General features: G+C 71.1%; 20 protein-coding genes and 1 pseudogene. 8 read left to right on the top strand and 13 right to left on the bottom strand.

Annotation, left to right across the window (positions count from 1 at the left end; genetic code table 11):
* Positions 1–5 precede the first annotated feature (5 nt).
* The 7 genes and pseudogenes from ACFVQ0_RS31035 to ACFVQ0_RS31005 form a co-directional block, all read right to left on the bottom strand.
* Positions 6–1,031: a VOC family protein gene (locus ACFVQ0_RS31035; protein ID WP_390092605.1), complete on the bottom strand. Its 1,026-nt coding sequence runs from the start codon at positions 1,029–1,031 to the stop codon at positions 6–8.
* A 72-nt stretch (positions 1,032–1,103) separates the two neighbouring features.
* Positions 1,104–1,259, bottom strand: a pseudogene (locus ACFVQ0_RS31030) (DUF397 domain-containing protein); the annotation flags it as partial.
* A gap of 54 nt (positions 1,260–1,313) precedes the next feature.
* Positions 1,314–2,297, bottom strand: a complete 984-nt coding sequence (locus tag ACFVQ0_RS31025) for an aldo/keto reductase (RefSeq protein ID WP_390092512.1) — start codon at positions 2,295–2,297, stop codon at positions 1,314–1,316.
* A 31-nt stretch (positions 2,298–2,328) separates the two neighbouring features.
* Positions 2,329–3,165 carry an amidohydrolase family protein gene (locus tag ACFVQ0_RS31020; RefSeq protein ID WP_390092511.1) on the bottom strand — a complete coding sequence of 279 codons (837 nt, stop codon included), beginning with the start codon at positions 3,163–3,165 and terminating at the stop codon, positions 2,329–2,331.
* Between the two features lie 111 nt (positions 3,166–3,276).
* Positions 3,277–3,669 carry an L-rhamnose mutarotase gene (locus ACFVQ0_RS31015; RefSeq protein ID WP_390092510.1) on the bottom strand — a complete coding sequence of 131 codons (393 nt, stop codon included), beginning with the start codon at positions 3,667–3,669 and terminating at the stop codon, positions 3,277–3,279.
* Complete coding sequence (locus ACFVQ0_RS31010) at positions 3,666–4,469, bottom strand: SDR family NAD(P)-dependent oxidoreductase (RefSeq protein ID WP_390092509.1); 804 nt, start codon at positions 4,467–4,469, stop codon at positions 3,666–3,668. The genes ACFVQ0_RS31015 and ACFVQ0_RS31010 overlap by 4 nt, the downstream gene beginning before the upstream one ends.
* Before the next feature lies 1 nt (position 4,470).
* Positions 4,471–5,313: a fumarylacetoacetate hydrolase family protein gene (locus tag ACFVQ0_RS31005; protein ID WP_390092507.1), complete on the bottom strand. Its 843-nt coding sequence runs from the start codon at positions 5,311–5,313 to the stop codon at positions 4,471–4,473.
* Positions 5,314–5,581: 268 nt separating this feature from the next.
* Here ACFVQ0_RS31005 and ACFVQ0_RS31000 point away from each other — a divergent pair, with 268 nt between their 5' ends.
* The 6 genes from ACFVQ0_RS31000 (at position 5,582) to ACFVQ0_RS30975 (ending at position 13,908) form a co-directional block, all read left to right on the top strand.
* On the top strand, positions 5,582–6,415 hold the full coding sequence (locus ACFVQ0_RS31000) for a FadR/GntR family transcriptional regulator (protein WP_390092506.1): 834 nt from the start codon (positions 5,582–5,584) through the stop codon (positions 6,413–6,415).
* A gap of 400 nt (positions 6,416–6,815) precedes the next feature.
* Positions 6,816–9,449 carry a discoidin domain-containing protein gene (locus ACFVQ0_RS30995; RefSeq protein WP_390092505.1) on the top strand — a complete coding sequence of 878 codons (2,634 nt, stop codon included), beginning with the start codon at positions 6,816–6,818 and terminating at the stop codon, positions 9,447–9,449.
* 82 nt (positions 9,450–9,531) lie between these two features.
* The gene (locus tag ACFVQ0_RS30990) at positions 9,532–10,629 is read left to right on the top strand and encodes an enolase C-terminal domain-like protein (protein ID WP_390092504.1); all 1,098 of its coding nucleotides are present in this window, start codon (positions 9,532–9,534) and stop codon (positions 10,627–10,629) included.
* Between the two features lie 41 nt (positions 10,630–10,670).
* On the top strand, positions 10,671–12,062 hold the full coding sequence (locus ACFVQ0_RS30985; protein ID WP_390092502.1) for an extracellular solute-binding protein: 1,392 nt from the start codon (positions 10,671–10,673) through the stop codon (positions 12,060–12,062).
* On the top strand, positions 12,059–13,000 hold the full coding sequence (locus tag ACFVQ0_RS30980) for a carbohydrate ABC transporter permease (protein ID WP_390092501.1): 942 nt from the start codon (positions 12,059–12,061) through the stop codon (positions 12,998–13,000). The genes ACFVQ0_RS30985 and ACFVQ0_RS30980 overlap by 4 nt, the downstream gene beginning before the upstream one ends.
* A complete protein-coding gene (locus ACFVQ0_RS30975) occupies positions 12,997–13,908 on the top strand; it encodes a carbohydrate ABC transporter permease (protein WP_390092500.1) in 912 nt (303 codons plus the stop codon). The genes ACFVQ0_RS30980 and ACFVQ0_RS30975 overlap by 4 nt, the downstream gene beginning before the upstream one ends.
* 66 nt (positions 13,909–13,974) lie before the next feature.
* Here the strand turns inward: ACFVQ0_RS30975 and thpD are convergent, their stop codons facing one another.
* The 5 genes from thpD to ACFVQ0_RS30950 form a co-directional block, all read right to left on the bottom strand.
* A complete protein-coding gene (gene thpD, locus ACFVQ0_RS30970) occupies positions 13,975–14,868 on the bottom strand; it encodes an ectoine hydroxylase (RefSeq protein WP_390092499.1) in 894 nt (297 codons plus the stop codon).
* A 6-nt stretch (positions 14,869–14,874) separates the two neighbouring features.
* Positions 14,875–15,273 carry an ectoine synthase gene (locus tag ACFVQ0_RS30965; RefSeq protein ID WP_024494051.1) on the bottom strand — a complete coding sequence of 133 codons (399 nt, stop codon included), beginning with the start codon at positions 15,271–15,273 and terminating at the stop codon, positions 14,875–14,877.
* 60 nt (positions 15,274–15,333) lie between these two features.
* Positions 15,334–16,596 carry a diaminobutyrate--2-oxoglutarate transaminase gene (gene ectB, locus ACFVQ0_RS30960; protein WP_390092498.1) on the bottom strand — a complete coding sequence of 421 codons (1,263 nt, stop codon included), beginning with the start codon at positions 16,594–16,596 and terminating at the stop codon, positions 15,334–15,336.
* A gap of 87 nt (positions 16,597–16,683) precedes the next feature.
* Positions 16,684–17,148, bottom strand: coding sequence for a diaminobutyrate acetyltransferase (gene ectA, locus ACFVQ0_RS30955; RefSeq protein WP_390092604.1), 465 nt, complete (start codon positions 17,146–17,148; stop codon positions 16,684–16,686).
* A 384-nt stretch (positions 17,149–17,532) separates the two neighbouring features.
* On the bottom strand, positions 17,533–18,639 hold the full coding sequence (locus ACFVQ0_RS30950) for a pyridoxal-phosphate-dependent aminotransferase family protein (protein ID WP_390092497.1): 1,107 nt from the start codon (positions 18,637–18,639) through the stop codon (positions 17,533–17,535).
* A gap of 137 nt (positions 18,640–18,776) precedes the next feature.
* Here ACFVQ0_RS30950 and ACFVQ0_RS30945 point away from each other — a divergent pair, with 137 nt between their 5' ends.
* Both ACFVQ0_RS30945 and ACFVQ0_RS30940 read left to right on the top strand, forming a co-directional pair.
* Positions 18,777–19,853 carry an amidohydrolase family protein gene (locus ACFVQ0_RS30945; protein ID WP_390092603.1) on the top strand — a complete coding sequence of 359 codons (1,077 nt, stop codon included), beginning with the start codon at positions 18,777–18,779 and terminating at the stop codon, positions 19,851–19,853.
* A 343-nt stretch (positions 19,854–20,196) separates the two neighbouring features.
* On the top strand, positions 20,197–21,276 hold the full coding sequence (locus ACFVQ0_RS30940) for an SCO1860 family LAETG-anchored protein (RefSeq protein WP_390092496.1): 1,080 nt from the start codon (positions 20,197–20,199) through the stop codon (positions 21,274–21,276).
* A 151-nt stretch (positions 21,277–21,427) separates the two neighbouring features.
* Here ACFVQ0_RS30940 and cobC read toward each other — a convergent pair whose 3' ends face one another.
* On the bottom strand, positions 21,428–22,522 hold the full coding sequence (gene cobC / locus ACFVQ0_RS30935; RefSeq protein WP_390092495.1) for an Rv2231c family pyridoxal phosphate-dependent protein CobC: 1,095 nt from the start codon (positions 22,520–22,522) through the stop codon (positions 21,428–21,430).
* Positions 22,523–22,573 lie beyond the last annotated feature (51 nt).

Below are 22,573 nucleotides of genomic sequence, written 5' to 3'. Positions count from 1 at the left end.
CGGCCCTACGGCTGCGGGGCGTCCGTCAGCGGAGCGGCGTGCCACTTCCAGGACGACACCCGTGCGCGGCCCGGCAGTTCGGCGCGGCCGGTGGACCACAGGAGTACGGTCCACCGGTCGCTGTCGTCCGGGGCGTCGGGGAAGAGCCGGGCCAGCACCCGGTGGCAGAGGTCCGCGGGCGGAGTCCAGTCGACGCCCAGGCCCTCGGCCAGGTCGTGGGTGTGCACCAGGGTCTCCACGACGCCCATCGCGGCGAATCCCTCCGGGTCCGAGATCCCGAAGCCGTGGTACGAGCGGACGTCCGGCGAGGTCGTCCTGACCATCGCCGCGAGCATCGCCCCGCCGGCCTCCAGGGTCTGGAGCAGCCCCGCCGGACCGGCCGCCGGGTCGGTGAAGATCGCGTTGGCCGGTCCGCCCTCGTGCCGCCTGGTCCAGTGGAACGGCACCTCGCGGTCCAACGGCGGCGACTGCGGTCCCAGTTGGGCGGCGTACGCGAACAGGTCGTCGTTCAGGTGCTCCACGGTCTCCCAGCAGTCCCAGCTGAGCGTCCCCGCCGGGATGTGCCAGTCCTTCGCCGGGGACTCCTTGAGCACGGCGACCGCGAGCCGTACCGCCGAGGTCACGTCGTCCGCGGTGACCGGCAGCCGCGTCCCGGTCAGCAGCGCCCGCTCCCGCGCACTGCACTCCACGCAGAACTCGTTGCCCTCCGGATCGGCCAGGGTCGCCCACCCCCGCCCGTTCGGCCTGCGGTGATCCGCCACCAGTGTGGCGCCGAGGGCGAGCAGCCGCTCGACTTCCTCGTCCCGGGTGCGGTCGTCCGGCTGGACGTCGAAGTGGATGCGGTTCTTGGTGCTCTTCGGTTCGGGCACGGTGATGAACAGCAGTGCGGCACCGGGGGTCTCGACAAGGGCCTCGGGGTCACCGGGGGCATCGTCGTCGGAGACGGGGGAACCCAGCGCCTCGGCCCAGAACGTGGCGAGTTCATAGGCGTTGGCGCAGTCGACGGTGACGTGGTGTACGTGTGAAGTCATGGGCCACACTGTCGCTGGTGGGCGCCCTCGGGTCCAGCGAGATAAGCGGGAACGCGCGGAGGCCCGCCACGTGGCGGCGGGGACGGTCAGCACGGGGCCGCCCCGATCCTTGGAGTCACGGACGGGGACCGTACCGGTGGGGGCGGCGACGTTGGCGGCAACCTTGACGCAGGCGCCGCCGTTGTCGGCGTAGGAGGACTTGTACCAGCGGGGGGATCCGGTTGTCACGGTGTGCCCTTTGACGAATGACGGGGCAACCCGAGATGCGGACAGGCCCTAGGTTCAGGCAGGGGCGTCCAGTTCGGTCCAGAGCCGCTCCGGGACCCCGTGGGCGAGGTGGGCGGCGGCCGAGGTGACCTCCGCCGGGGTGCGGAAGCCGGCCAGCACGCCGGAGACGACCGGTTCGCGCAGCGGGAAGCAGAGGGCCGCGCGGGGGAGCGGAACGCCGTGCGCCGAGCATAGGGCGGCCAGCGCGCGGGCCCGGTCAAGGACGGCGGCGGGCGCCGTGCCGTAGTCGTAGCGCCCGCCCGCCTCCGGGTGATCGGTGCTCAGCAGACCGGAGTTGAAGGGGGCCGCCGCGATGACGGAGACCCGGCGCGCGGCGCACTCCGCGAGGAGCGGGGCGGCGGAGCGGTCGAGGAGGGTCCAGCGCCCGGCGACCATCACCACGTCCGGGTCGCCCTCCGCGACGAACCGGCGGAGCGGTTCCACGGAGTTCATACCGATCCCGATCGCGCCGACGACGCCCTGTGCGCGCAGTTCCGCGAGGGCGGGCAGCGCCTCGGTGAGAGCGGTGTCCATGTGCTCGTCCGGGTCGTGGACGAGGGCGAGGTCGACGCGGTCCAGGCCGAGGCGTTCGAGGCTCGCCTCCAGGCTGCGCAGGACGCCGTCGCGGCTGTAGTCGGGGCGGCGGCGCAGCGTGTCGGCGACGGCGAAGCCCCCGGCGGCGAGGTCGGAGCCGGTCGGTGATGGGTGCGGTTCGAGGAGCCGGCCGAACTTTGTGGAAACCGTGAACTCCGCGCGCGGGCGCGCCCGCAGCGCCGCGCCGAGACGCCGTTCGGAGAGCCCGAGGCCGTAGTGCGGTGCGGTGTCGAAGTAGCGGACGCCCGCGTCCCAGGCGGCGTCCACGGCGGCGCGGGCGGTCTCCTCGTCGAGCGGGGCGTAGAGGTTGCCGAGCGGGGCGGCGCCGAAGCCCAGCGGGCTGACGGCGACCTGGCTGCGGCCCAGGGTGCGGTGAGGGCCGGGATTGGGGCTGGGGCTGGTCATGGCGGACTCCGTACTCGTGCCGGGGCGGGGTTCAGTTGCGTACCGCGTACCAGTCGGCCGCGTTGGTGCCGAGAACGGCGGCGCGGTCGGCGGGGGAGAGCGGGGCGAGCAGGGTCTCCGTGACGGCCAGGACCTCCGCGTACTCGGCGGTGAGGCGGCACACGGGCCAGTCGGAGCCGAAGAGGACCCGGCGGGGACCGAACGTGTCGAGCAGCGTCGACGCGTAGGGGGCGAGCGCGGTGACCGGGTCGGTCCCGCCCGTACGGGTGAGCAGACCGGAGAACTTGACCGCCGCGTTGGGGAGTCGGCCGAGTGCCGTCATCGCGGCGGTCCACTCGGGGGCGGGGCGCGGCCCGACGACCGGGTTGCCCGCGTGATCGAGGACGAACCGCACCTCCGGCAGCCCCCGGACGAGCGCGACGGCGGCGGTGAGCTGATCGGCGCGGACGAGGAGGTCGTACGTGAGCCCCGCCGCCCCGAGCGCGCGCAGCCCGTGCCGTACCTCGGGGCGGGCGAACCACGCGGTGCCGGGTTCGTCCTGGACGTTGTGGCGCAGCCCGGTCAGGAAGCGGCCGCCGGGCAGGGCGCGCAGCCGGTCGAGCGCGGCGGGCAGCTCCGGGTCCGTGAGGTCGCTCCAGCCGACGACGGCGCCGATGAACTCCTCGTCCTCCGCGAGGGCGAGGAGTCCGGGCGTCTCCCAGGGCTCGGGCACCGTCTGTACGAGCACGGCGCGCCCGACACCGGCCGCCGCGAGCGCGGGGCGCAGGTCGGCGGGGCGGTAACTGCGGTGCAGTACGGGGCTCTCCCGGGTCCAGGCGTGTTCGTGCCGGTCCAGGTCCCAGAGGTGGAAGTGGGCGTCGATGCGCACGGTCGTCCTTCGGGCCGGCCCGTGCCGTACGGCGGTGCGGGTGCGTACGGCACGGGGGTGTGCGGAGATGGTGCGGGGACGGGGCGGGGCTTCGGAGGCCGGGCCCCGGCCTCAGTCGAGGTGGAAGACCTCTTCCGCGGGGGCCCAGCTCTCGCCGTCGGCCGCGCTCTCCACGGGCTGCTGGCACGGGTCGGTCAGCTCCCACCAGCGGCGTGTGGTGGGGTCGGCGGCGATGAGCGCCTGGTCGGCGTCGTAGTCCTCGCCGTCGTACTCCAGGTAGGAGAAGAGGAGCCCGTCGCGCAGGAAGATCGAGTAGTTCCCGATCCGGGCCCGCTTGAGGGTGGCGAGGACCTGCGGCCAGGCGTCGGCGTGCAGGGCGCGGTACTCGGCCTCCTTCTCCGGGCGCAGCCGGATGACGGAGGCGAACCGGCGCACGGTACGCGGGGCGTCCGCCCCGCGCGGCGCGTCCCCGGCGGCGGAGGGCTGTTCCGGCACGGTGCTCATCCTTCCTCCCGGCGCAGGCGGAGCCCGTCCATGCCGCCGTCGACGGCGAGGGCGGTGCCGGTGGTGGAGGCGGCGGCGGGCGATACGAGGTAGGAGACCGCCTCCGCGACCTCTTCCGCGCTCACGAGGCGGCCGTGCGGCTGGCGGGCGGCGAGCGCGGCCTGTTCGGCGGCCGGGTCGTCGGCGCTCGCGAGGAGCCGGCCGACCCACGGGGTGTCGGCCGTACCGGGGTTGACGGCGTTGACGCGGATGCCGTCGGGGAGCAGGTCGGCGGCCATCGCGCGGGTCAGCGAGAGGATCGCGCCCTTGCTCGCGGTGTAGAGGGCGCGCTGCGGGAGCCCGGCGGTCGCGGCGATGGAGCCGATGTTGACGACGGCCCCGTGCGCGGAGGCGCGGAGCGCGGGCAGGGCGGCGCGGGTGACGCGGACGAGCCCGACGACGTTGACGTCCAGCACGCGGTGCCACTCGGCGTCGTCGTTGTCCTGCACGGCCCCCTGGGCGCCGATCCCCGCGTTGTTGACGAGGATGTCGAGCCCGCCGCCGAGCACGTCGAGCGCCTCTGCGACGGCCGTGCGGACCGAGGCGTCGTCGGCGAGGTCGGCGCGGACGAGCCCGGCCGCGCCCGCCGGGGCCTCGCCCGCGCGGTCGAGGACGACGACGCGGGCGCCCTGTGCGGTGAGCCGCCGGGCGGTCGCGCGGCCGAGACCGGAGGCGCCGCCGGTGACCAGGGCGCGGAGCCCGGCGAGGGGGCCGGGGGCGGCAGTGGTGTCCGGTGTGGTGGTGTCTGGGGCAGTGGTCATCTCATGCCTTCCCAAGGGTCTGGCGCTGGCGCCCGAGGCCGTCGATCTCGACCTCCATGACGTCACCGGGGCGCAGATAGGGCGTCTGTGGGCTGCCGAGCGCGACGCCGGCCGGGGTGCCGGTGTTGATGATGTCGCCGGGGCGCAGGGTCATGAAGTGGCTGAGGTAGCGCACGATTTCGTGGACGCCGAAGATCATGTCGTGCGTCCCGCCGTCCTGGCGGAGTTCGCCGTTGACCCAGAGGCGCAGGCCGAGGGAGTGCGGGTCCGGGACCTCGTCGGCGCTCAGGAGCCAGGGGCCGAGCGGATTGAACGTCTCGCAGTTCTTGCCCTTGTCCCACTGACCGCCGCGCTCCAGCTGGAACTCCCGCTCGGAGACGTCGTTGCTGATGGCGTATCCGGCCACACAGGCGGCTGCTGATGCCGCGTCAGGGAGGTAACGGGCCTCGCGGCCGATGACGACGGCGAGTTCGACCTCGTAATCCGTCTTGACGGAGGCGCGCGGGATCAGCACCTCGTCATCGGGGCCCACGACGGTGTCCGGTGTCTTGAGGAAGACGATCGGCTCGTCCGGCACCGCCGCGCCGGTCTCGGCTGCGTGCTGACGGTAGTTGAGGCCGATGCAGACGATCTTGCCGATGCCGGCGAGCGGCGGGCCGAAGCGCTCGGGGCCACCGGTCACCTCGGGCAGCGAGCCGAGGTCGCGGGCGGCGAGGGCGGTGGCGAGTGTGGCCGGGGTGAGGTCGGCGCCGTCCAGCAGGGGCGCCAGTTCGCGCCAGATGCCGTCCGTGCCGGAGACCACCGGCCGTTCCGCGCCGGGGGCGCCGATGCGTGCGAGTTTCATCGCGGTCCTTCCGCGGGGAGGGGCGAGTTGGGGTGAGCCCGGCGTACGTCGGCGTACTTCGGCGTACTTGGGTACGCCAGGACCTTAAGAGTCTGATCCATTCGGCGCAATGCAGCCGATTAAAAGCCCTTTTGGTAGGTCTATGGTCCGGTTTGATCAGGTGACTTAAAGTTTCTTTCGGCCACATCTTCCGAACACGTAACGCGGATGTCATAGTTGCGGCGGCCGATGAGCCTGATTAATCCGTAACCGCTGGAGGGGGAGCGTCGTGGGAGTACCGAGGCAGACACCGGACGGGAGCAACGAACCGGATCACGCTCCGGGCCCTTACCGGCCCGGGTACGAACGGGTCGCGGAACTGCTGCTCAACCACATCGCCGAGCAGCGGCTCCGCCCCGGTGACCGGCTCCCGACCGAGCAGCGGCTCGCCGAACTCCTCGGCGCCTCCCGCAACGTGACGCGCGAGGCCGTCAAGACCCTCGCGGGGATCGGGCGGCTGAGCGTGCGGCGCGGCGCGGGCATCTTCGTGGCCGAGTCGGCGGGAGGGCTGGTCGACGACGAACAGACCCTGCACTTCCGGCCGACCAGCATGGACCACGTGCTGATGCTGCTCGACTACCGCACGGTGATCGAGACCGAGACCGCCCGCCGCGCGGCCTCGCTCGCCACCCCGCTGGAGGTACGGGAGATCAGGAACAGCGCCACCACCTCGGCCAGCACCGCGAAGGCCGCCGACCACTACGGCTTCGCGGAGGCCGACGCCGCCTTCCACCACGCGGTCGGCACGGCGGCGCACAACCTCTTCCTGCGGTCGAGCATCGGCAACATCCGCCGCCTGGCCTCCCAGTCCGATGTCCTGCTCTTCCACGGGGACGCGCCGGGTTCGCTGGAGGTGGCGGCGGAGCAGCACCTCGCCATCGCCGAGGCGGTCGCCGCGGGTGAGGCGGAACGCGCCGCCGTGCTCATGGCCGAGCACATCGCCACGACCCGGCGGCAGTTCGAACGCAAGATCCGCGACCGGCTCTTCCACATGGACGAACGGACACGGCCCCAGGAAGCCCCCGGGCAGCAGGCCGACCCGCCCGCCGCCTCGGCCTCCTGAGCCGCCACCGCCACAACCACCCGCGAGGGCTCCACCGGCCACGCGCGGGACCCGGCACGAGCCACCGCACCAGGAAAGGCAGCACCGCAGCCACAGCTCCGCACCGCCCACCAGCACCCCCCGTGGGGCGGCCCTCACCGGGCCCCCGGCCCCTCCCGGTCCGCGCGTGACCCGATCCGCGCCGCCGGCGGCCGTACAGCCCCTCCCCGCACGCCGGTGTCCTCTTCCGGGACGGACAGGACACCGGCCCTCGGCCCGGAGCATCGCCCCGGCCACCTTCCCCGAGCCCCCACGCCCCCGTCGCCGCCCACGCGGCCCCGGAGCGGCCGGCTCGGGACCTCAGACCCGGAGTCAGCCGCTCCGGGGTCCGGACAGCTTGTCCTTACGCGATGGGATACCCGTGTCCACACGCCCTGAGAACAACGCCCTGCCCACCAGGCTGCGCAGAGCCGCACTCGCCGCCGCCCTGATCACCCCGGCCGCCCTCGCGCTGCCGCTGACCCCCGTCGCCTCGGCGGCGCCCGCCAAGGCGCCGCACCCGGCCCTGACCGTGCACGTCTCCCCGCACGGCAAGGACTCCGGGAGCGGCACCGCCGCGCGCCCCTTCAAGACGCTCGAACACGCCCGTGACTACGTGCGCTCGGTCAGGAAGCGCGTGCACGGCGACATCCGGATCGAGCTGGCCGACGGCACGTACCGCCTCGGCCGCACGCTCGCCCTCGACTCCCGTGACTCCGGCGCGAACGGCTCCACCGTCACCTGGGCCGCCGCCCGGGGCGCCCACCCCGTGATCAGCGGCGGCAAGCAGATCACCGGCTGGCAGCCGGCAGACGCCGACGGCAAGGTCTTCAAGGCACCCATCGGTGACCTCCAGGCCCGTCAGCTCTACGTGGACGGCGAGCCGCAGACCCGCGCCCGCACCGAGAGCGAATGGCCCGGCGGCTGGCAGAAGACGGAGACCGGCTACACCTTCACGGACGACAGCCTCACCCACCTCAAGCACCCCTCCGACCTTGAGGTCGTGAGCAGTTGGGGCTGGAAGCTGATGCGCTGCCCGGTGGAGTCGGTCAACGGGCACACCATGACCATGCGTCAGCCGTGCTGGAACAACGCGAACCTCCAGGAAGGCCAGGAGATCACCACTCCGACCTGGCTGGAGAACGCCCGCGAGCTGATCGACACCCCCGGTGAGTGGTACATCGACCACGCGGCGGGGGAGGTCTACTACTACCCGAAGCAGGGCCAGGACCTCAGCCGCGCCGAGGTCACCGTGCCCGCCGTGCAGGACCTGGTGGACATCGACGGCACCGCCTCCGCCCCCGTCCGGAACGTCTCCTTCGACGGCCTCACCTTCTCGTACTCGACGTGGCTGGAGCCCAGCTCGGACGAGGGCCACATCGAGGGCCAGGCCGGATTCCGGATGGTCGGCGCGGACAACCCCGACTTCGACTCGACCAGGCTCGACTGGAAGAAGACGCCGGGCGCCGTCAACACCGGCTTCACCCGGAACGTCTCCTTCACCGGGAACACCTTCACCCACCTCGGCGCGGCCGGGCTCAACCTCAACACCGGCAGCCGGTCCACCGGGATCACCGGAAACGTCTTCCGGCAGATATCCGCGACCGGAATCCAGATCGGCGGCGTCGACTACTACGACGACGCCCACCCGACCGACAGCCGCAACATCGTCAAGGACACGATGGTCAGCGACAACGTCGTGACCCGGGCCGCCGACCAGTACCGGGGCTCGCTCGGCATCCTCGCCGGCTACACCGACCACACCACGATCACCCACAACAAGGTCTACGACCTGCCCTACAGCGGCATCTCGGCGGGCTGGGGCTGGGGCCTCACCGACAAGGGAGGCAACCCCTCCTACGTCGACAACGGCAAGGTCCCCGTCGCGACGACGCCGACCACCAGCCGGAACACCGTCATCTCGTACAACGAGATCGGCGACATCATGAAGCACCAGGCGGACGGCGGCGCCGTCTACACGCTCGGCGCCAACCCCGGCGGCCGGGTCAGCGACAACTACGTCCACGGCGTGCCCGAGCCCGCCTACGGCGCCGTCTACCACGACGAGATGAGCCGTGGCTGGACGAACACGAACAACGCGTTCTGCGGCGTCGCGTACCAGTGGCTGCTGATGAACCACGGCATCGAGAACAACGCCTCCGGCAACTTCACGGACAACCAGGGCTACTCGGTCCAGGGCGGCAGCTACGACAACACCGTCCAGAACAACGTCAAGGTCGGCGGCTGCGACCAGCTCCCCGCCCCGATCGTGAAGAAGGCCGGACTGGAGCCCGCCTACCAGCACCTCGACCCGGGCCCCGCCGTCACCGACCGGACCCCGCCCACCAGGCCCGGCGCGCCGAAGGCGACGGCGGACTTCCCGACCGTGGCGGACCTGAGCTGGGCCGCCGCCACGGACGACAAGGGCGTCACCGGCTACGCCGTCTACCGTGACGGCGAGCTCGTCAGCGCCTCAGGCTCCACCGGGGTCCGCATCGCCGGCCTGAAGCCGGGCACCGCCTACCGCTTCCAGGTCCGGGCCCGCGACGCCGCCGGCAACGAGTCCCCGTACAGCGCCACCACCGTCGTGCGCACCCCGCGGGGCGAGGACCTGGCGCTCAAGCACCCGGTCACCGCCTCCTCCGACTCCGAGGGCAACGTGCCCGAGAAGGCCGTCGACGGCGACCTGGGCACCCGCTGGGCCCAGGGCCTCGGCCTGCCGGACCCGTCCTGGATCCAGGTCGACCTCGGCGCCACGTACGACGTCAACGGCGCCATCACCACCTTCGAGAAGAGCAAGGGCTACCGCTACCGCGTCGAGGTCTCCCGCGACGGCACGGACTGGAAGCCGCTCGTGGACCGCACCGGCGCCGACACCACGGAGGCGACCGACTACGCCCACGCCACCACCCCCGCCACCGGCCGCTACGTCCGGCTCACCGTGACCGGCACCAACGGCAACGGCGGCAGCATCTACGACCTCCAGGTCTACGGCACCAAGGCGCGGACCAGCTGAGAAATCAGTTCTCGCGGCGGCTTCCCCGGGGAGGCCGCCGCGAGAACGGACGCAACAAGGAAAGACGAGACGAAAGCCACTCATGAAGATCACCAGTGTCGAAGTGCACCGGGTCGAAGTACCGCCCGCCGACCCTCCCTTCCTGTGGCGGGAAGGGCTCGCCGGGAGCGCCCGGGTGGGCGACGGCGCGGTCCTGCACCTCGGAACCGACGAGGGTGCGGAAGGCGTCGCGCTGTTCGCCCGGCCGGGCGCCCACGCCATGCTGACGAGCCTCGTGGACGTGGTCTTCCGCGAGGAACTCCTCGGCGCGGACCCCTTCCAGCGCGAGTGGCTGTGGCACCGGGTCTGGGAGCTGGACCGCATCCACGAACTCCCGCTCCCCGCCCTGGGCCTCATCGACACCGCCCTGTGGGACCTCGCGGGCCGCTACTACAACGAGCCCGTGTGGCGACTGCTCGGCGGCTACCGCGCATCGATACCCGCCTACGCCTCGACCTCGACCTTCGCGAACACCGAGGAGTTCCTCGACGTCGCGGACCAGAGCCTGGCGCTCGGCTACCGGGGCATCAAGCTGCACGCCTGGGGAGACGCCCGCCGCGACGCGGCACTCTGCCTCGCCCTGCGCGAGCACGTCGGCCCCGACGTCCCGCTCATGTACGACGGCTCCGCCGGCTTCGACCTCCCGGACGCCATCCACCTGGGCCGGGCGCTCTCAGAGGCGGACTACCTCTGGTACGAGGAGCCGATGCGGGAGTTCAGCATCAGCTCCTACCGACGGCTCGCGGAGTGCGTGGACATCCCGCTGCTCGTCGCCGAGACCTCCGACGGCGCCCACATGAACGCCGCCGACTTCATCAAGGCCGGGGCGGCCACCTTCGGGGTACGCGCCAGCACCAACCTGCGCGGCGGAGTCACCGGGGCCATGCGCATCGCGCACCTCGCGGACTCCTTCCAGCTCCGCGCCGAGGTGCACGGCTCCGACCTGCCCAACCACCACCTGTGCATGGCGATCCCCAACACGACCTACTACGAGTCGCTCGTGACCTCCGCATACGTCGTGCGCGAGCGCCACGTGGACGCCGACGGCCTGGTGCACGCACCCACCGCCCCCGGCATCTCCCTCCCGCTCGGCCTGGGTTACGGCAAGACGCTGGAGCCCTTCGTCGAAACCCCGCGCTGAACTCCCCGCGCTGAACCCTCCGCACAACGAAAGGCAGGACAATGAGGTCTCTCCGATCTCCCGGAGCCGGCCGGGCCCGTGCCACCCGCACCGCCGCCGCCGTACTCTCCCTGGCCACCGCGGCCCTCCTCGCGGGCTGCGCCAGCGCGGACCCCGTCTCCGACTCCGGCGGCTCCCCGGCCGCCGCCAAGGACTTCGAGCAGGCCGAGCAGAAGGAGGGCTCGCAGATCACCGTGTGGGCCGACTCCACCCGGCTGCCCTCCGTCCAGGCGTACCAGAAGGCACACCCGGACACGAAGATGAAGATCGTCACCTACGACGGCGGGGCCGACGGGTCCACCTACCTCCAGTCGAAGGTGCAGCTCTTCGACCGCACCGGCAAGGGCTGGCCCGACGTCGTCTTCGGTTCCCCCACCGACGTCACCTGGGCCTCGCAGCCGACGAAGCCCGGCGCACAGCCCTTCGCCGCGCCGCTCGACGACAAGCTCGTCCCCCAGGAGACCCTGGACGGCTTCGCCAAGGGCTCGCTGAGCCCCTGCCAGTTCAACGACCACACGTACTGCCTGCGCAACGACATCGCCCAGGTCGTCCTCTGGTACAACAAGCCGCTCATGGACAAGTGGGGCTACCAGGTCCCCACGACGTGGGAGGAGTACGAGGCACTCGGCAAGAAGGTCGGCAAGGAGCACCCCGGCTACCTCGTCGGCTCGGTCGGCGACACCAACTCGCACGAGTCGTACTTCTGGTCCACGAAGTGCCCCGCCTACCAGCTCACCGAGCCCGACAAGCTGCGCAGCAACCTCTCCGACAAGAACTGCACGCGCACCGCGAAGCTCCTCGACAACCTGATCGACGCGAAGGCCGTCACCACCAAGGGCTTCTTCTCGCAGGGCTTCGCGAAGGACAGCGGCAACAAGGTCCTGATGGCCTACGGCCCGTCCTGGTACGGCCAGTACCTCTTCAAGACCGCCTTCAAGGTCCCCTCGAAGACGATGGCCGTCGCGCCCCCGCTCAAGTGGGCGGGCGAGTCCACCGCCAGCACCGGGAACGTCGGCGGCGGCGTGTGGATGGTCTCCTCGCACAGCAACAACCTCAAGGCGTCCACCGAGCTCGCCACCTGGCTCACCACCTCGGACGAGAACCAGACGGCCGCGCCCACCTACCCCGCGTACACCAAGGCCGCCCAGGCGTGGCTGAAGAACCCGGCGAACAGCTCCTACTTCGCCGGTGACGTGAGCGAGGTCTTCCGGAGTGCCGCCGACGCGGTGTGGACCGGCTGGTCGAACACGAAGTTCCCGGACGCCACCGCCTGGTCCAGCGCGGTGCTGCCCAAGCTGACCGAGGGCAAGAGCCTCACCTCGGTGCTGCCCGACTGGCAGAAGGAGATCAGCAACGAGGCCAAGGCCGACGGATACCAGGTGACCAACGAATGACCGTCCTGGAGACCCCCCGCGTCTCCACCGGTACTCCGCGCCGCGACGGCTCCGCGCCGTCGCGGCCGCGGAGCCGCCGGCTCAACGCGGGCTACTTCTTCGTCGCCGGATACACGGTGCTCCTGCTCGCCTTCGGCGTCTTCCCGACCGCCTACTCCTTCTACCTCGCCTTCACCAACGAGCGGGGCCAGTTCACCGGCCTCAACCAGTTCACGAAGGTCGCCAAGGACTACCGGTTCCTGCCCGCCTTCGAGCACATGCTGATCTACCTCGTGCTGTGGCTCGTGGTCCTGGTCGTGCTCGTGGTGCTCGTCGCCGTCGTCCTGCGCGGCCGCATCCGCCCCGGCACCTCCGCCGTGCTGCGCTTCCTCTACTACATCCCCGGCGCCCTCGCCGGGGTGGCGAGCGTCCTCGTCTGGCTCTTCATGCTCGACCCCGACGTGAGCCCGGTCTCCTGGCTCCTGGAATCCATGGGCATGCACTCCTTCGCGGCGGTGCTCGCCCCCGGACACCTGCCGCTCATCCTCATGCTCATCGCCTTCTGGACCGGCGCGGGCGGCTGGATGGTCGTCATGTACGGAGCGCTCAACAACATCCCCGACGAGGTACTGGAGGCCGCCCGGATGGACGGAGCCGGACCCTGGCGCACCGTCTGGCACATCCAGATCCCCATGATCCGCCAGTGGATCGTCTACATGGCGATCATGGCCTTCGCCACCGGCACCCAGCTCTTCGTCGAGCCCCAGCTGCTCCAGACCGCGAGCCTCGGCCGGGTGAGCCCCACCTGGTCGCCCAACCAGCTCGCCTTCGTCTTCGCCTTCCAGCAGGGCGACTTCAACGGCGCGGCAGCCATCTCGGTCTTCCTGCTGAGTCTCGGCCTGGTCGCCGCGGGTCTGCTGGTCGCTCGCTCCAACCTGTTCTCCCTGGACGACAAATGACCGACATCCCCCTCGCCGCCCGCACCGGCCGGCTGGCACGCCCCTCCAGACTCCTCTCGTTCGCGGTGGTCGGCGCACTCCTCGCGGTGCTGCTGGTCTTCTTCGTGCTGCCGGTCATCTGGCTGCTGCTCGCGGCCAGCAAGACCGCAGGGCAGATCACGCACGACAACCCGCTCTCCTTCGGCTCCCTCGGCCAGATCGGCACCGCCTGGAACCACCTGTTCGACTTCCAGGACGGCGTCATGGCGCACTGGCTGCTGAACTCCGCGATCTACAGCGGCGGCTCGCTGATCCTGACGCTCGCCGTCAGCGTCACGGCCGGCTACGCGCTCGCGCTCACCAAGTTCAAGGGCCGCAAGACGCTGCTCACCGTCACCCTCGTGACGATGATCATGCCGCAGGCGACGCTGGTCCTGCCGCTCTTCCTGGAGCTCAACAAGTTCCACCTCATCGGCACGGTCTGGTCGGTGATCCTGCCGTTCTCGTTCTACCCCTTCGGCGTGTACCTGGTGTACATCTACTTCGGCAGCAGCCTGCCGCGCGACCTGCTCTCCGCGGCGCGCATGGACGGCTGCAACGAGTGGCAGCTCTTCACCAGGATCGCGCTGCCGCTGGCCAAACCGGTCGTCGGGCTCGTCGCCTTCTTCAGCTTCGTGGGCAACTGGAACAACTTCTTCCTGCCCTACCTGGTGCTGCCGGACAGCGACCAGTTCCCGGTCCAGGTGGGCCTCAACCAGCTCCTCACCTCGACGCCGAGCTTCAACCCGGTGGCGGGCGCGGGCCTCAACATCACGATCCCCGAGCTGGCGCTCGCGATCGTCGTGGCGATCCTGCCGGTTCTCGTCCTCTTCCTCTTCTCCCAGCGCACCCTGGTCTCCGGGATGCTCGCGGGAGCGACGAAGGAGTGAACGCGCACGACGGCGGAGGGGGTGGGACGGGATGCCGTCCCACCCCCTCCGCCGTGCCGAGCGGTCCTACTTCACCGGGGTGAAGTCCCGCGCCCCGATGAACTCGGGGCGGCGGACCGGAGCCGCGAAGGGCTCCTGGGCCTTGTTCTCCACGCTGTTGAACACGATGAAGACATTGCTGCGCGGGTACGGGGTGATGTTGTCCCCGGAACCGTGCATGGCGTTGCAGTCGAACCAGGTCGCCGAACCGGCCTGCCCGGTGAAGAGCCTGATGCCGTGCCGGTCGGCCATCTTCGTCAGCGCCTCGTCGGACGGGGTGCCCGCGTCCTGCATCTGGAGCGACTTCTTGTAGTTGTCCTTCGGCGTCTCACCGGCACACCCGAGGAACGACTTGTGCGAGCCGGGCATGATCATCAGCCCGCCGTTGGTGTCGTAGTTCTCGGTCAGCGCGATCGAGACGGACACCGCCCGCATGTTCGGCAGACCGTCCTCCGCGTGCCAGGTCTCGAAGTCCGAGTGCCAGTAGAACCCGGAGGCGCCGAAGCCCGGCTTGACGTTGATCCGGGACTGGTGGACGTACACGTCGGAGCCGAGGATCTGGCGGGCCCGGCCCACCACGCGCTCGTCGCTGACCAGCCGGGCGAACACCTCGCTGAGCCGGTGGACCTCGAAGACCGACCGGACGTCCTGCGACTTCGGCTCGATGATCGAGCGCTCGTCGGCCCGGACCGCCGGATCGGCGATCAGCCGCTCCAGCTCCGCGTGGTAGCCGGCCACCTCGTCCGGCGAGATCAGCTGGCCGACGGTGAGGAAACCGTCCCGCTCGAACCCCTGGAGATCCTTCGCGGACACCGGACCCGGTGCGCCGGGCGCGGACCAGATGACCGGGTCCTGGCGGGGAGTGGTCATCTCGGCGGCGCCGCGCGATGGGTACAGGTCGGCGCGTGCATCAGTGGTCATGGTGGTTCAGACCTCCTCGGTCAGCAGCGGGTAGACACCGTTCTCGTCATGCTCCTCCCGTCCGGTGACGGGCGGGTTGAAGACACAGACGCAGCGGAAATCCGTCTTCGGGCGCATGGTGTGGTGCTCATGGCCGTTGAGCAGGTACATCGTGCCGGGAGTGATCCAGTGCTTCTCGCCGGTCTCGTCGTTGGTGAGTTCGGCCTCGCCCTCGACGCACAGGACCGCCTCGATGTGGTTGGCGTACCACATCGACGTCTCGGTACCGGCGTACATCGTGGTCTCGTGGAGCGAGAAGCCCACCTTCTCCTGCGCGAGCAGGATGCGCTTGCTCTCCCAGGTGCCGGAGGCGGCCTTCACATGCCGGTCGGTGTTCTCGATGTCACTGAACGATCGGACGATCACGGTGGGTCGGTGCCTTTCTCTCTACGGTGTTTCGTCGGGCCCGCCCCGGGCGGGCCCGGGTCAGGCGGTCTCGCGGACGCAGCGGGCCAGCGTGCGCAGGCCCTCGTCCAGCTCCTCGGGGGTGATGGTCAGCGGCGGCAGCAGCTTGACGACCTCGCTCTGCGGGCCGGACGTCTCCAGCAGCAGCCCCAGCTCGAAGGCGCGGGCGCAGACGGCCGACGCGCGCGCCGGGTCGTTGAACTCCATGCCCCACACCAGTCCGCGGCCGCGGAACTGCGCGCTGTCGTGCTCGGCGCAGATGGCCAGCAGGGTCTGTTCGACCTGCTCGCCCCGGGCCCGGGTCTGCTTCTCCATATGGCCGTCGGCCCAGTAGGCGTCGAGCGCGGCGGCCGCGGTGACGAAGGCCGGGTTGTTGCCCCGGAAGGTGCCGTTGTGCTCGCCCGGCTCCCAGATGTCCAGCTCGCCCTTGAAGAGGCAGAGCGACATGGGCAGGCCGTAGCCGCTGATCGACTTCGACAGCGTGACGATGTCCGGGACGATGCCCGCCTCCTCGAAGGAGAAGAAGCCGCCGGTGCGGCCACAGCCCATCTGGATGTCGTCGACGATCAGCAGCATGTCCTGGCGGTGGCACAGCTCCTGGAGCGCGCGGAGCCACTCGGCGCGGGCGACGTTGATGCCGCCCTCGCCCTGGACCGTCTCCACGATCACGGCGGCGGGCTTGTTGAGGCCGGAGCCCTGGTCCTCCAGGAGGCGCTCGAACCAGAGGAAGTCGGGGACCTGGCCGTCGAAGTAGTTGTCGAACGGCATCGGGGTGCCGTGCACCAGCGGGATGCCGGCGCCGGCCCGCTTGAAGGCGTTGCCGGTGACGGCCAGCGAGCCGAGCGACATCCCGTGGAAGGCGTTGGTGAACGACACCACGGACTCGCGGCCCTTGACCTTGCGGGCCAGCTTCAGCGCCGACTCGACGGCGTTGGTGCCCGTCGGGCCGGGGAACATCACCTTGTACGGCAGGTCGCGCGGTCGCAGGATGACGTTCTGGAAGGTCTCAAGGAAGGCCCGCTTGGCGGTGGTCGCCATGTCGAGGCCGTGCGTGATGCCGTCGCGCTCGATGTAGTCGATCAGCGCGCGTTTCAGCACCGGGTTGTTGTGGCCGTAGTTGAGGGAACCGGCCCCGGCGAAGAAGTCGAGGTACGAGTGGCCGTCCTCGTCCGTCAGCCGGGCGCCCTGCGCGCGGTCGAACACGGCGGGCCAGCCGCGGCAGTAGCTACGTACCTCGGACTCCAGGGTCTCGAAGACACTGAGGGCGGGCGGGGTGATGGTCACAGCGGGTCTCCTGCGTGAGGGGGGTGTGACGTGCGGCGGTGAAGGGGATCGCGGCGGGCACCGGGGCCCGCCGGCGGAAGTGCGTGCTCAGGCGTGGAACGGGCCTATGCGGTAGAGCACTTCCGGCAGATGCGTGCCCTCCGGGAACAGCTCGCCGTCGAAGAGCACCTCGCGCTCCAGCCCCACGTCGTGGCGCTGGGCGTAGGACGTGAACAGGCGGTCCGACGCGGTGTTGTCCGGTGTGATGGTCGTCTCGACCGAGGCCAGGCCCTGGTTCGCGGCGACCCGTGAGGTCAGGTCGTCCAGCAGCTTCGCCGCCAGACCGGTGCCTCGGTGGCCGTGGTCGACGGCCACCTGCCAGACGACGAGCGTCTCGGGGCGGTCTGGCCTGATGTACCCCGTCACGAAGGCGACCGGGCTGCCGGTCTCGTCGCGGGCGACCACGGAGGTCGCCGCGAAGTCACGGCACCACAGCAGGTAGCTGTACGAGGAGTTGAGGTCCAGGACCTTGGAGTCGCGGGCTATGCGCCAGATCGCGGCTCCGTCCTCCACTCGTGGGGTGTCGATGGTGATGAATTCGCTTCGGGCACGTGCAAAGTCTGCTGGTGCGGCGGTCATGGGATTTGAATTTACCCAGCAAATTTCGAAATTGCATCGAGGGAAGGGGTTGGGTGAAGACGCCTTCTGTGCTATCACGCGGGTGCGCGCTCCAGCGCGAATCGACGCCGATTCGTTCCGTATTGACCCGTATTTATCGGGCAAAACGCCCTCGGTGTGGAGTCGGTCACAACGTGATAACTCTATGGAGACGCAACCGAAATGGGTGACAAGACCTCGCGGAAACTGGGGTGTTTAGCCTTCGGATGAGCGGGAAGAAGAATGCGGGGAGCTGCTCTCCATGAGCCCGCTCCCCGCATTGTTGAATTGCGCCGCAATTTATTCGCTGGGCCAGGTTTCCGAAACGCTCTTGCGGGCAGCTTCGAAATTGACCTGCCGGCCCGTGTCGGCCAGCGCCGCCCCCAGAGCCGCGAGCGAGGAGAGCACCGCGCCCCGCGTCGCATCCACCCCGTAGTGATTCACCCTGATCATCTCCCCGGACAACGCCCCACCGCCCGCGATCAACGGCAGCGACGGGTCCGCGGCGAGCGCCCGCGCCACCAGGCCCGCCGCGTCCACGCCCTCCGGTGCGCGCAACGTGGTCGCCACCGGCGCCGCGTCCTTCGCCTCGCGCACATAGGGGGCCAGGCCGCCGCCGAGCGCGATCGCACCGGCCCGGGTCGCGGCGGCCGCCGCGGCGTGACGGGCCATGAGGACGTCGAGCCCCTCCGCCTCGATCCGCTCCGTGCAGGCCTCCAGGGCCAGCATCTCCAGCTGGGCCGGGGCGTGCGGCAGGGCCTTGCGCCCGCCGTCGATCCAGCGCTCCTTCCAGTCCAGCAGCGAGAGGTAGGAGCGGCGCGGGGCCCGCGGGTTGGCGGCGAACCGCTCCCAGGCGCGGGCGCTCACCGACACCGCGGACACCCCGGCCGGACCGCCCATCGCCTTCTGCGCGCCGATCACGCACAGGTCGACGCCCCACGCGTCCGGCAGCAGCGGCTCCGCGCCCACGGAGGCGACGGCGTCCAGCATGAACAGCGCCCCGTGCGCGCGCACGACCTCACCGATCTCCGCGACCGGGTTGGTGTTGCCGGTCGCCGCCTCCGCGTGGACCAGCGAGACGAAGTCGATCTCCGGGTGCGCGGCCAGCGCCCGCTCGACCTGCTCCGCGGTGACGGCCGTGTGGAAGGGCACCGCCAGGTCGACGACCTCCGCACCGCAGTCCCGCAGCCAGTTGCCGAAGGTCTGCCCGTACGGGCCCGTCACCACGTTCAGCGCGGTCGAGCCGGGCCGGGCGCCGCCCCGGATACAGCCTTCGAGGGGGAGCAGGGCCTCGCCCTGCGTGATGACGACATCCTGCTCGGTGGCGAGGAGACGGGCCACCCGCCGCTCGATCGCCGCGAAGTGCTCCGCGGTGAGCGGGGTGAGGTCGAGGAAGGGGTGCGTCACGGTTGGTGCTCTCTTCGGGATCGGGACGGTGTACGGGCCTGCGGACCGGGCCCGCACCGAGCGTACCCAGCACCTCGCGGACCGTCGGAGGGGTCCCTCGTACAGTGCTGTCCATGAGTGATCACAAGGCGCCAGGGGTGCTGCACGTGAAGGGGCGGGTGCTCGTCGGACCCGAAGAGGTGAGGGACGAACTCTGGGCGGTCGACGGGCGCGTCACCTACGAGCGGCCCGCCGGTGCGGACGGGGCGACGGTCCTCACCGGATGGGCGCTGCCGGGACTGGTCGACGCCCACTGCCACGTCGGGCTCGACCACCACGGGGCCGTCGACACGGCGACCACGGAGAAGCAGGCCGTCGACGACCGGGAGGCCGGTGCGCTGCTCCTGCGGGACGCGGGCTCTCCCGCCGACACCCGGTGGATCGACGACCGCGAGGACCTGCCGAAGATCATCAGGGCCGGCCGGCACATCGCCAGGACCCGGCGCTACACCAGGAACTACGCGTACGAGATCGAGCCGGACGAACTGGTGGCGTACGTGGCGCAGGAGGCGCGGCGCGGCGACGGCTGGGTGAAGCTGGTCGGGGACTGGATCGACCGGGAGGTGGGCGACCTGGCCGCCTGCTGGCCGCGCGAGGAGGCCGGGGCCGCCATCGCCGAGGCGCACCGGCTGGGCGCCCGGGTCACCGCGCACTGCTTCGCGGAGGACTCGCTGCGCGATCTCGTCGAGGCGGGCATCGACTGCGTCGAGCACGCGACCGGGCTGACGGAGGAGACGATCCCGCTCTTCGCGGAGCGCGGGGTCGCGATCGTCCCGACGCTGGTCAACATCGCCACCTTCCCCTCGCTGGCGCGCGGCGGCGACGCCAAGTACCCGCGCTGGTCGGCCCATATGCGCCGGCTGCACGAGCGGCGCTACGACACGGTGGGCGCCGCGTACGACGCCGGTGTCCCCGTCTTCGTCGGCACCGACGCGGGCGGGGTGCTGGCCCACGGGCTGGTGGCCGGGGAGGTCGCGGAGCTGGTGAAGGCGGGCATCCCGGCCCTGGAGGCGCTGTCCGCTGCGGCCTGGGGGGCCCGCGCGTGGCTCGGCAGGCCGGGGCTGGAGGAGGGGGCTCCGGCGGACCTGGTGGTGTACGACGAGGACCCGAGGGCGGACGTGCGCGTGCTGGCCGCGCCCCGCAGGGTCGTGCTGAACGGGCGCGTGATCGGCTGAGGGGGCGGGACGGGCCTCCGGTGTGCCGTGTTGACCGGCAGTTACCGGAGCGCGGACCGCTCGTTGAACCACTTCCGCGTGCGCACCGAAGCGGCCGTCCCTGAGCCGCCCGCGCTCAGGGAAACGGGTGAACGGGGTGAAACCAGCGATGCTGAGGGAACGCACGTGCCGGAATAATCGAATACAGACACGGAAACCCCCCTTTGGGGTGAACTCACGTCAGGTATCCGCCAGTTCACCCTCCGTGCGTAAAGATTCACGGAGTCGAGGCCACCGGTGCCCGCGATGTCCCCCATTGGACGGCGCCGGTGGCTCCAAAGTCTCTTGTGGGGGTTCCACCATCTTGAACAGCAACACCTTCCGCCTGGCCGCCCTGGCGGTCGCCGCCGCTCCCGTCGCCCTGCTGGTCGCCGTCCCGGCGCAGGCCGCTACCGCGACCACGGCCACGACCACCGGCGACGGGAAGGCCGGCGCGGTAGTGCTCCGTACCGCACTCGACGTCTCGCTCCTGAACAAGTCGATCGATGTGCCGCTCAAGACCACGCTCAACGAGGTGCACGCGCCGGCCACCGCGAAGGAGACCGCGCTCAGCGTGCGGCTCGACGGCGTGGAACAGGGGCAGCCCGTCAAGGTGCTGCGTGCCGATGTCGCCACGGCCAACGCCACCGTCGACAAGCACCGCGCCGAGGGCTACACCAACATCGCCAAGGCTCAGCTCCACCTGCCCGGTCTGCCGGGGCTCTCGCTGATCGAGGTGGAGCAGATCACCACCAAGGCGGTCTGCGAGGTGGGCCACCGGCCGGTGGCGGAGGCGAACGTGCTGGGGCATGTGAAGGTGCTCGGCCAGCGCGTCACCCTGACCACCGGAGGCACCACCCGGGTCAATGTGCCGGGTATCGGTGAGGTGACGCTCGACCTGGCGAAGACGGACACCACCTCGCGCACCGCGGCGGCCACGGCGCTCCGGCTGAAGGTCTCGGTGAACCCGCTCAAGCTGAACGTCGCCGATGTGCAGGGCGAGGTGACGCTCGCCGAGGCCACCTGCGAGACCCCGAAGGCGCCCGAGCCGGGCGGCTCCACGGGCGGCTCGTCGGACGGCGGTTCGTCCGACGGCGGTTCTACCGACGGCGGTTCCGGTAACGGTGGTTCGACCGGCGGGGGTTCTACCGACGGTGGTTCCGGTAACGGTGGTTCGACCGGTGGGGGCTCCACCGGCGGGGGCTCCACCGCGGGTGGCTCCGGTGACTCCGGTGGTGATGTGAAGACGCAGACCGGCACCGGCAGCGCACCCGCCGCCACCGACGGCGACCTCGCGGAGACGGGCTCCAGCTCCACCACGCCGTACATCGCGGGCGGCGCGGCACTGCTGCTGTCGGTCGGCGCGGGCGCGATGGTCGTGGCCAGGCGGCGTGCGCAGAACTGACGCGCGGATGAGCGCGTCAGGGCCCGAGGGGGCGGCCGGGGGGCCGTAGGAAAGAAGGACGGGGGCGGAGAGCGGTGCTCCACGGAAGGGACACCGCTCTCCGCCCCCTGGCGGGACGTCAGCCGGACGGAACCGTCACCGGCTCACTCGCTCACCGGCTGACGACTGTCAGTGCCTGGAGCGCCTGGTCAAGCACCTGCAGAAACCGGTTGGTCGTCGTACGGTCGCGCACGGCCAGCCGCAGCCAGTCGGTGCCGAGCCCCGGAAACGTATCGCCGCGCCGGGCCGCGAAGCCCAGCATCCGCAGCCGCTCCCGTATCTCTGAGGCCCGTTCGAGGCGGATCAGCACGAACGATCCCTCGGCCGGCTCCACCACCTGGATCTCGGTGAACTCGCGCAGCCCCGCGACCAGATGGCACCGGTCCACCGCGATGCGCTCCGCCGCGGCCTCGGCCTCGGCCAGCGCCCTCGGCTCCATGCACGCCTCGGCAGCCGCCAGCGCGGGCGAGGACACCGGCCACAACGGCTGCGCCTCCGCCAGCAGGCGCACGGTCTCCGGTGCCGCCGTGACGTAGCCGATCCGCAGCCCGGCGAGCCCCCAGGTCTTGGTCAGGCTGCGCAGGACCACCAGCCCGGGGACATCCGTACGGCCGCACAGCGCCTCGCGCTCACCGGGCACCGCGTCCATGAACGCCTCGTCGACCACGAGCGTCCGCCCGGGACGGGCCAGCTTCTCCAGGACGGCCGAGGGGTGCAGCACGGACGTCGGGTTGGTCGGGTTGCCGACCACCACCAGATCCGCGTCCGCCGGAACGGCGGCCGGATCCAGCCGGAAGCCGTCCTCGGCCCGCAGCAGCACCCGCCCCACCTCGTGCCCGGCCGCGCGCAGGGCGGCCTCCGGCTCGGTGAACTGGGGGTGGACCACGACCGGCCGCCGGGCCGGCAGCGCGCGGGCGATCAGCACGAACGCCTCCGCCGCGCCCGAGGTCAGCAGGACCCGCTCGGTCGGCAGCCCGTGCCGTGCGGCGACCGCCGCGAGCGCCGGACGCCCGTCCGGATAGGCGGAGAGCGCGCCCAGCGACGCGGCTATCCGCTCCTTCAGCCAGGCCGGTGGGGTACCGGCCCGTACGTTGACGGCGAGATCGGTCAGATCCCGGCCCCGTCCCCGTACCTCCGCGTCACCGTGATGCCGCAGATCGTGGGCTCCCGCGCCGGTGGCGTCGGGGCTCTCAGTGGGAGTGTGCATGACCGCCATGGTGGGGGTGGGGGTGGGGGGAATGGCCGTCGTCGTGGGGGT

Source organism: Streptomyces sp. NPDC057900, assembly GCF_042887885.1.
GTDB lineage: Bacteria > Actinomycetota > Actinomycetes > Streptomycetales > Streptomycetaceae > Streptomyces.
This window is presented reverse-complemented; position numbering and strand designations above follow the sequence as displayed.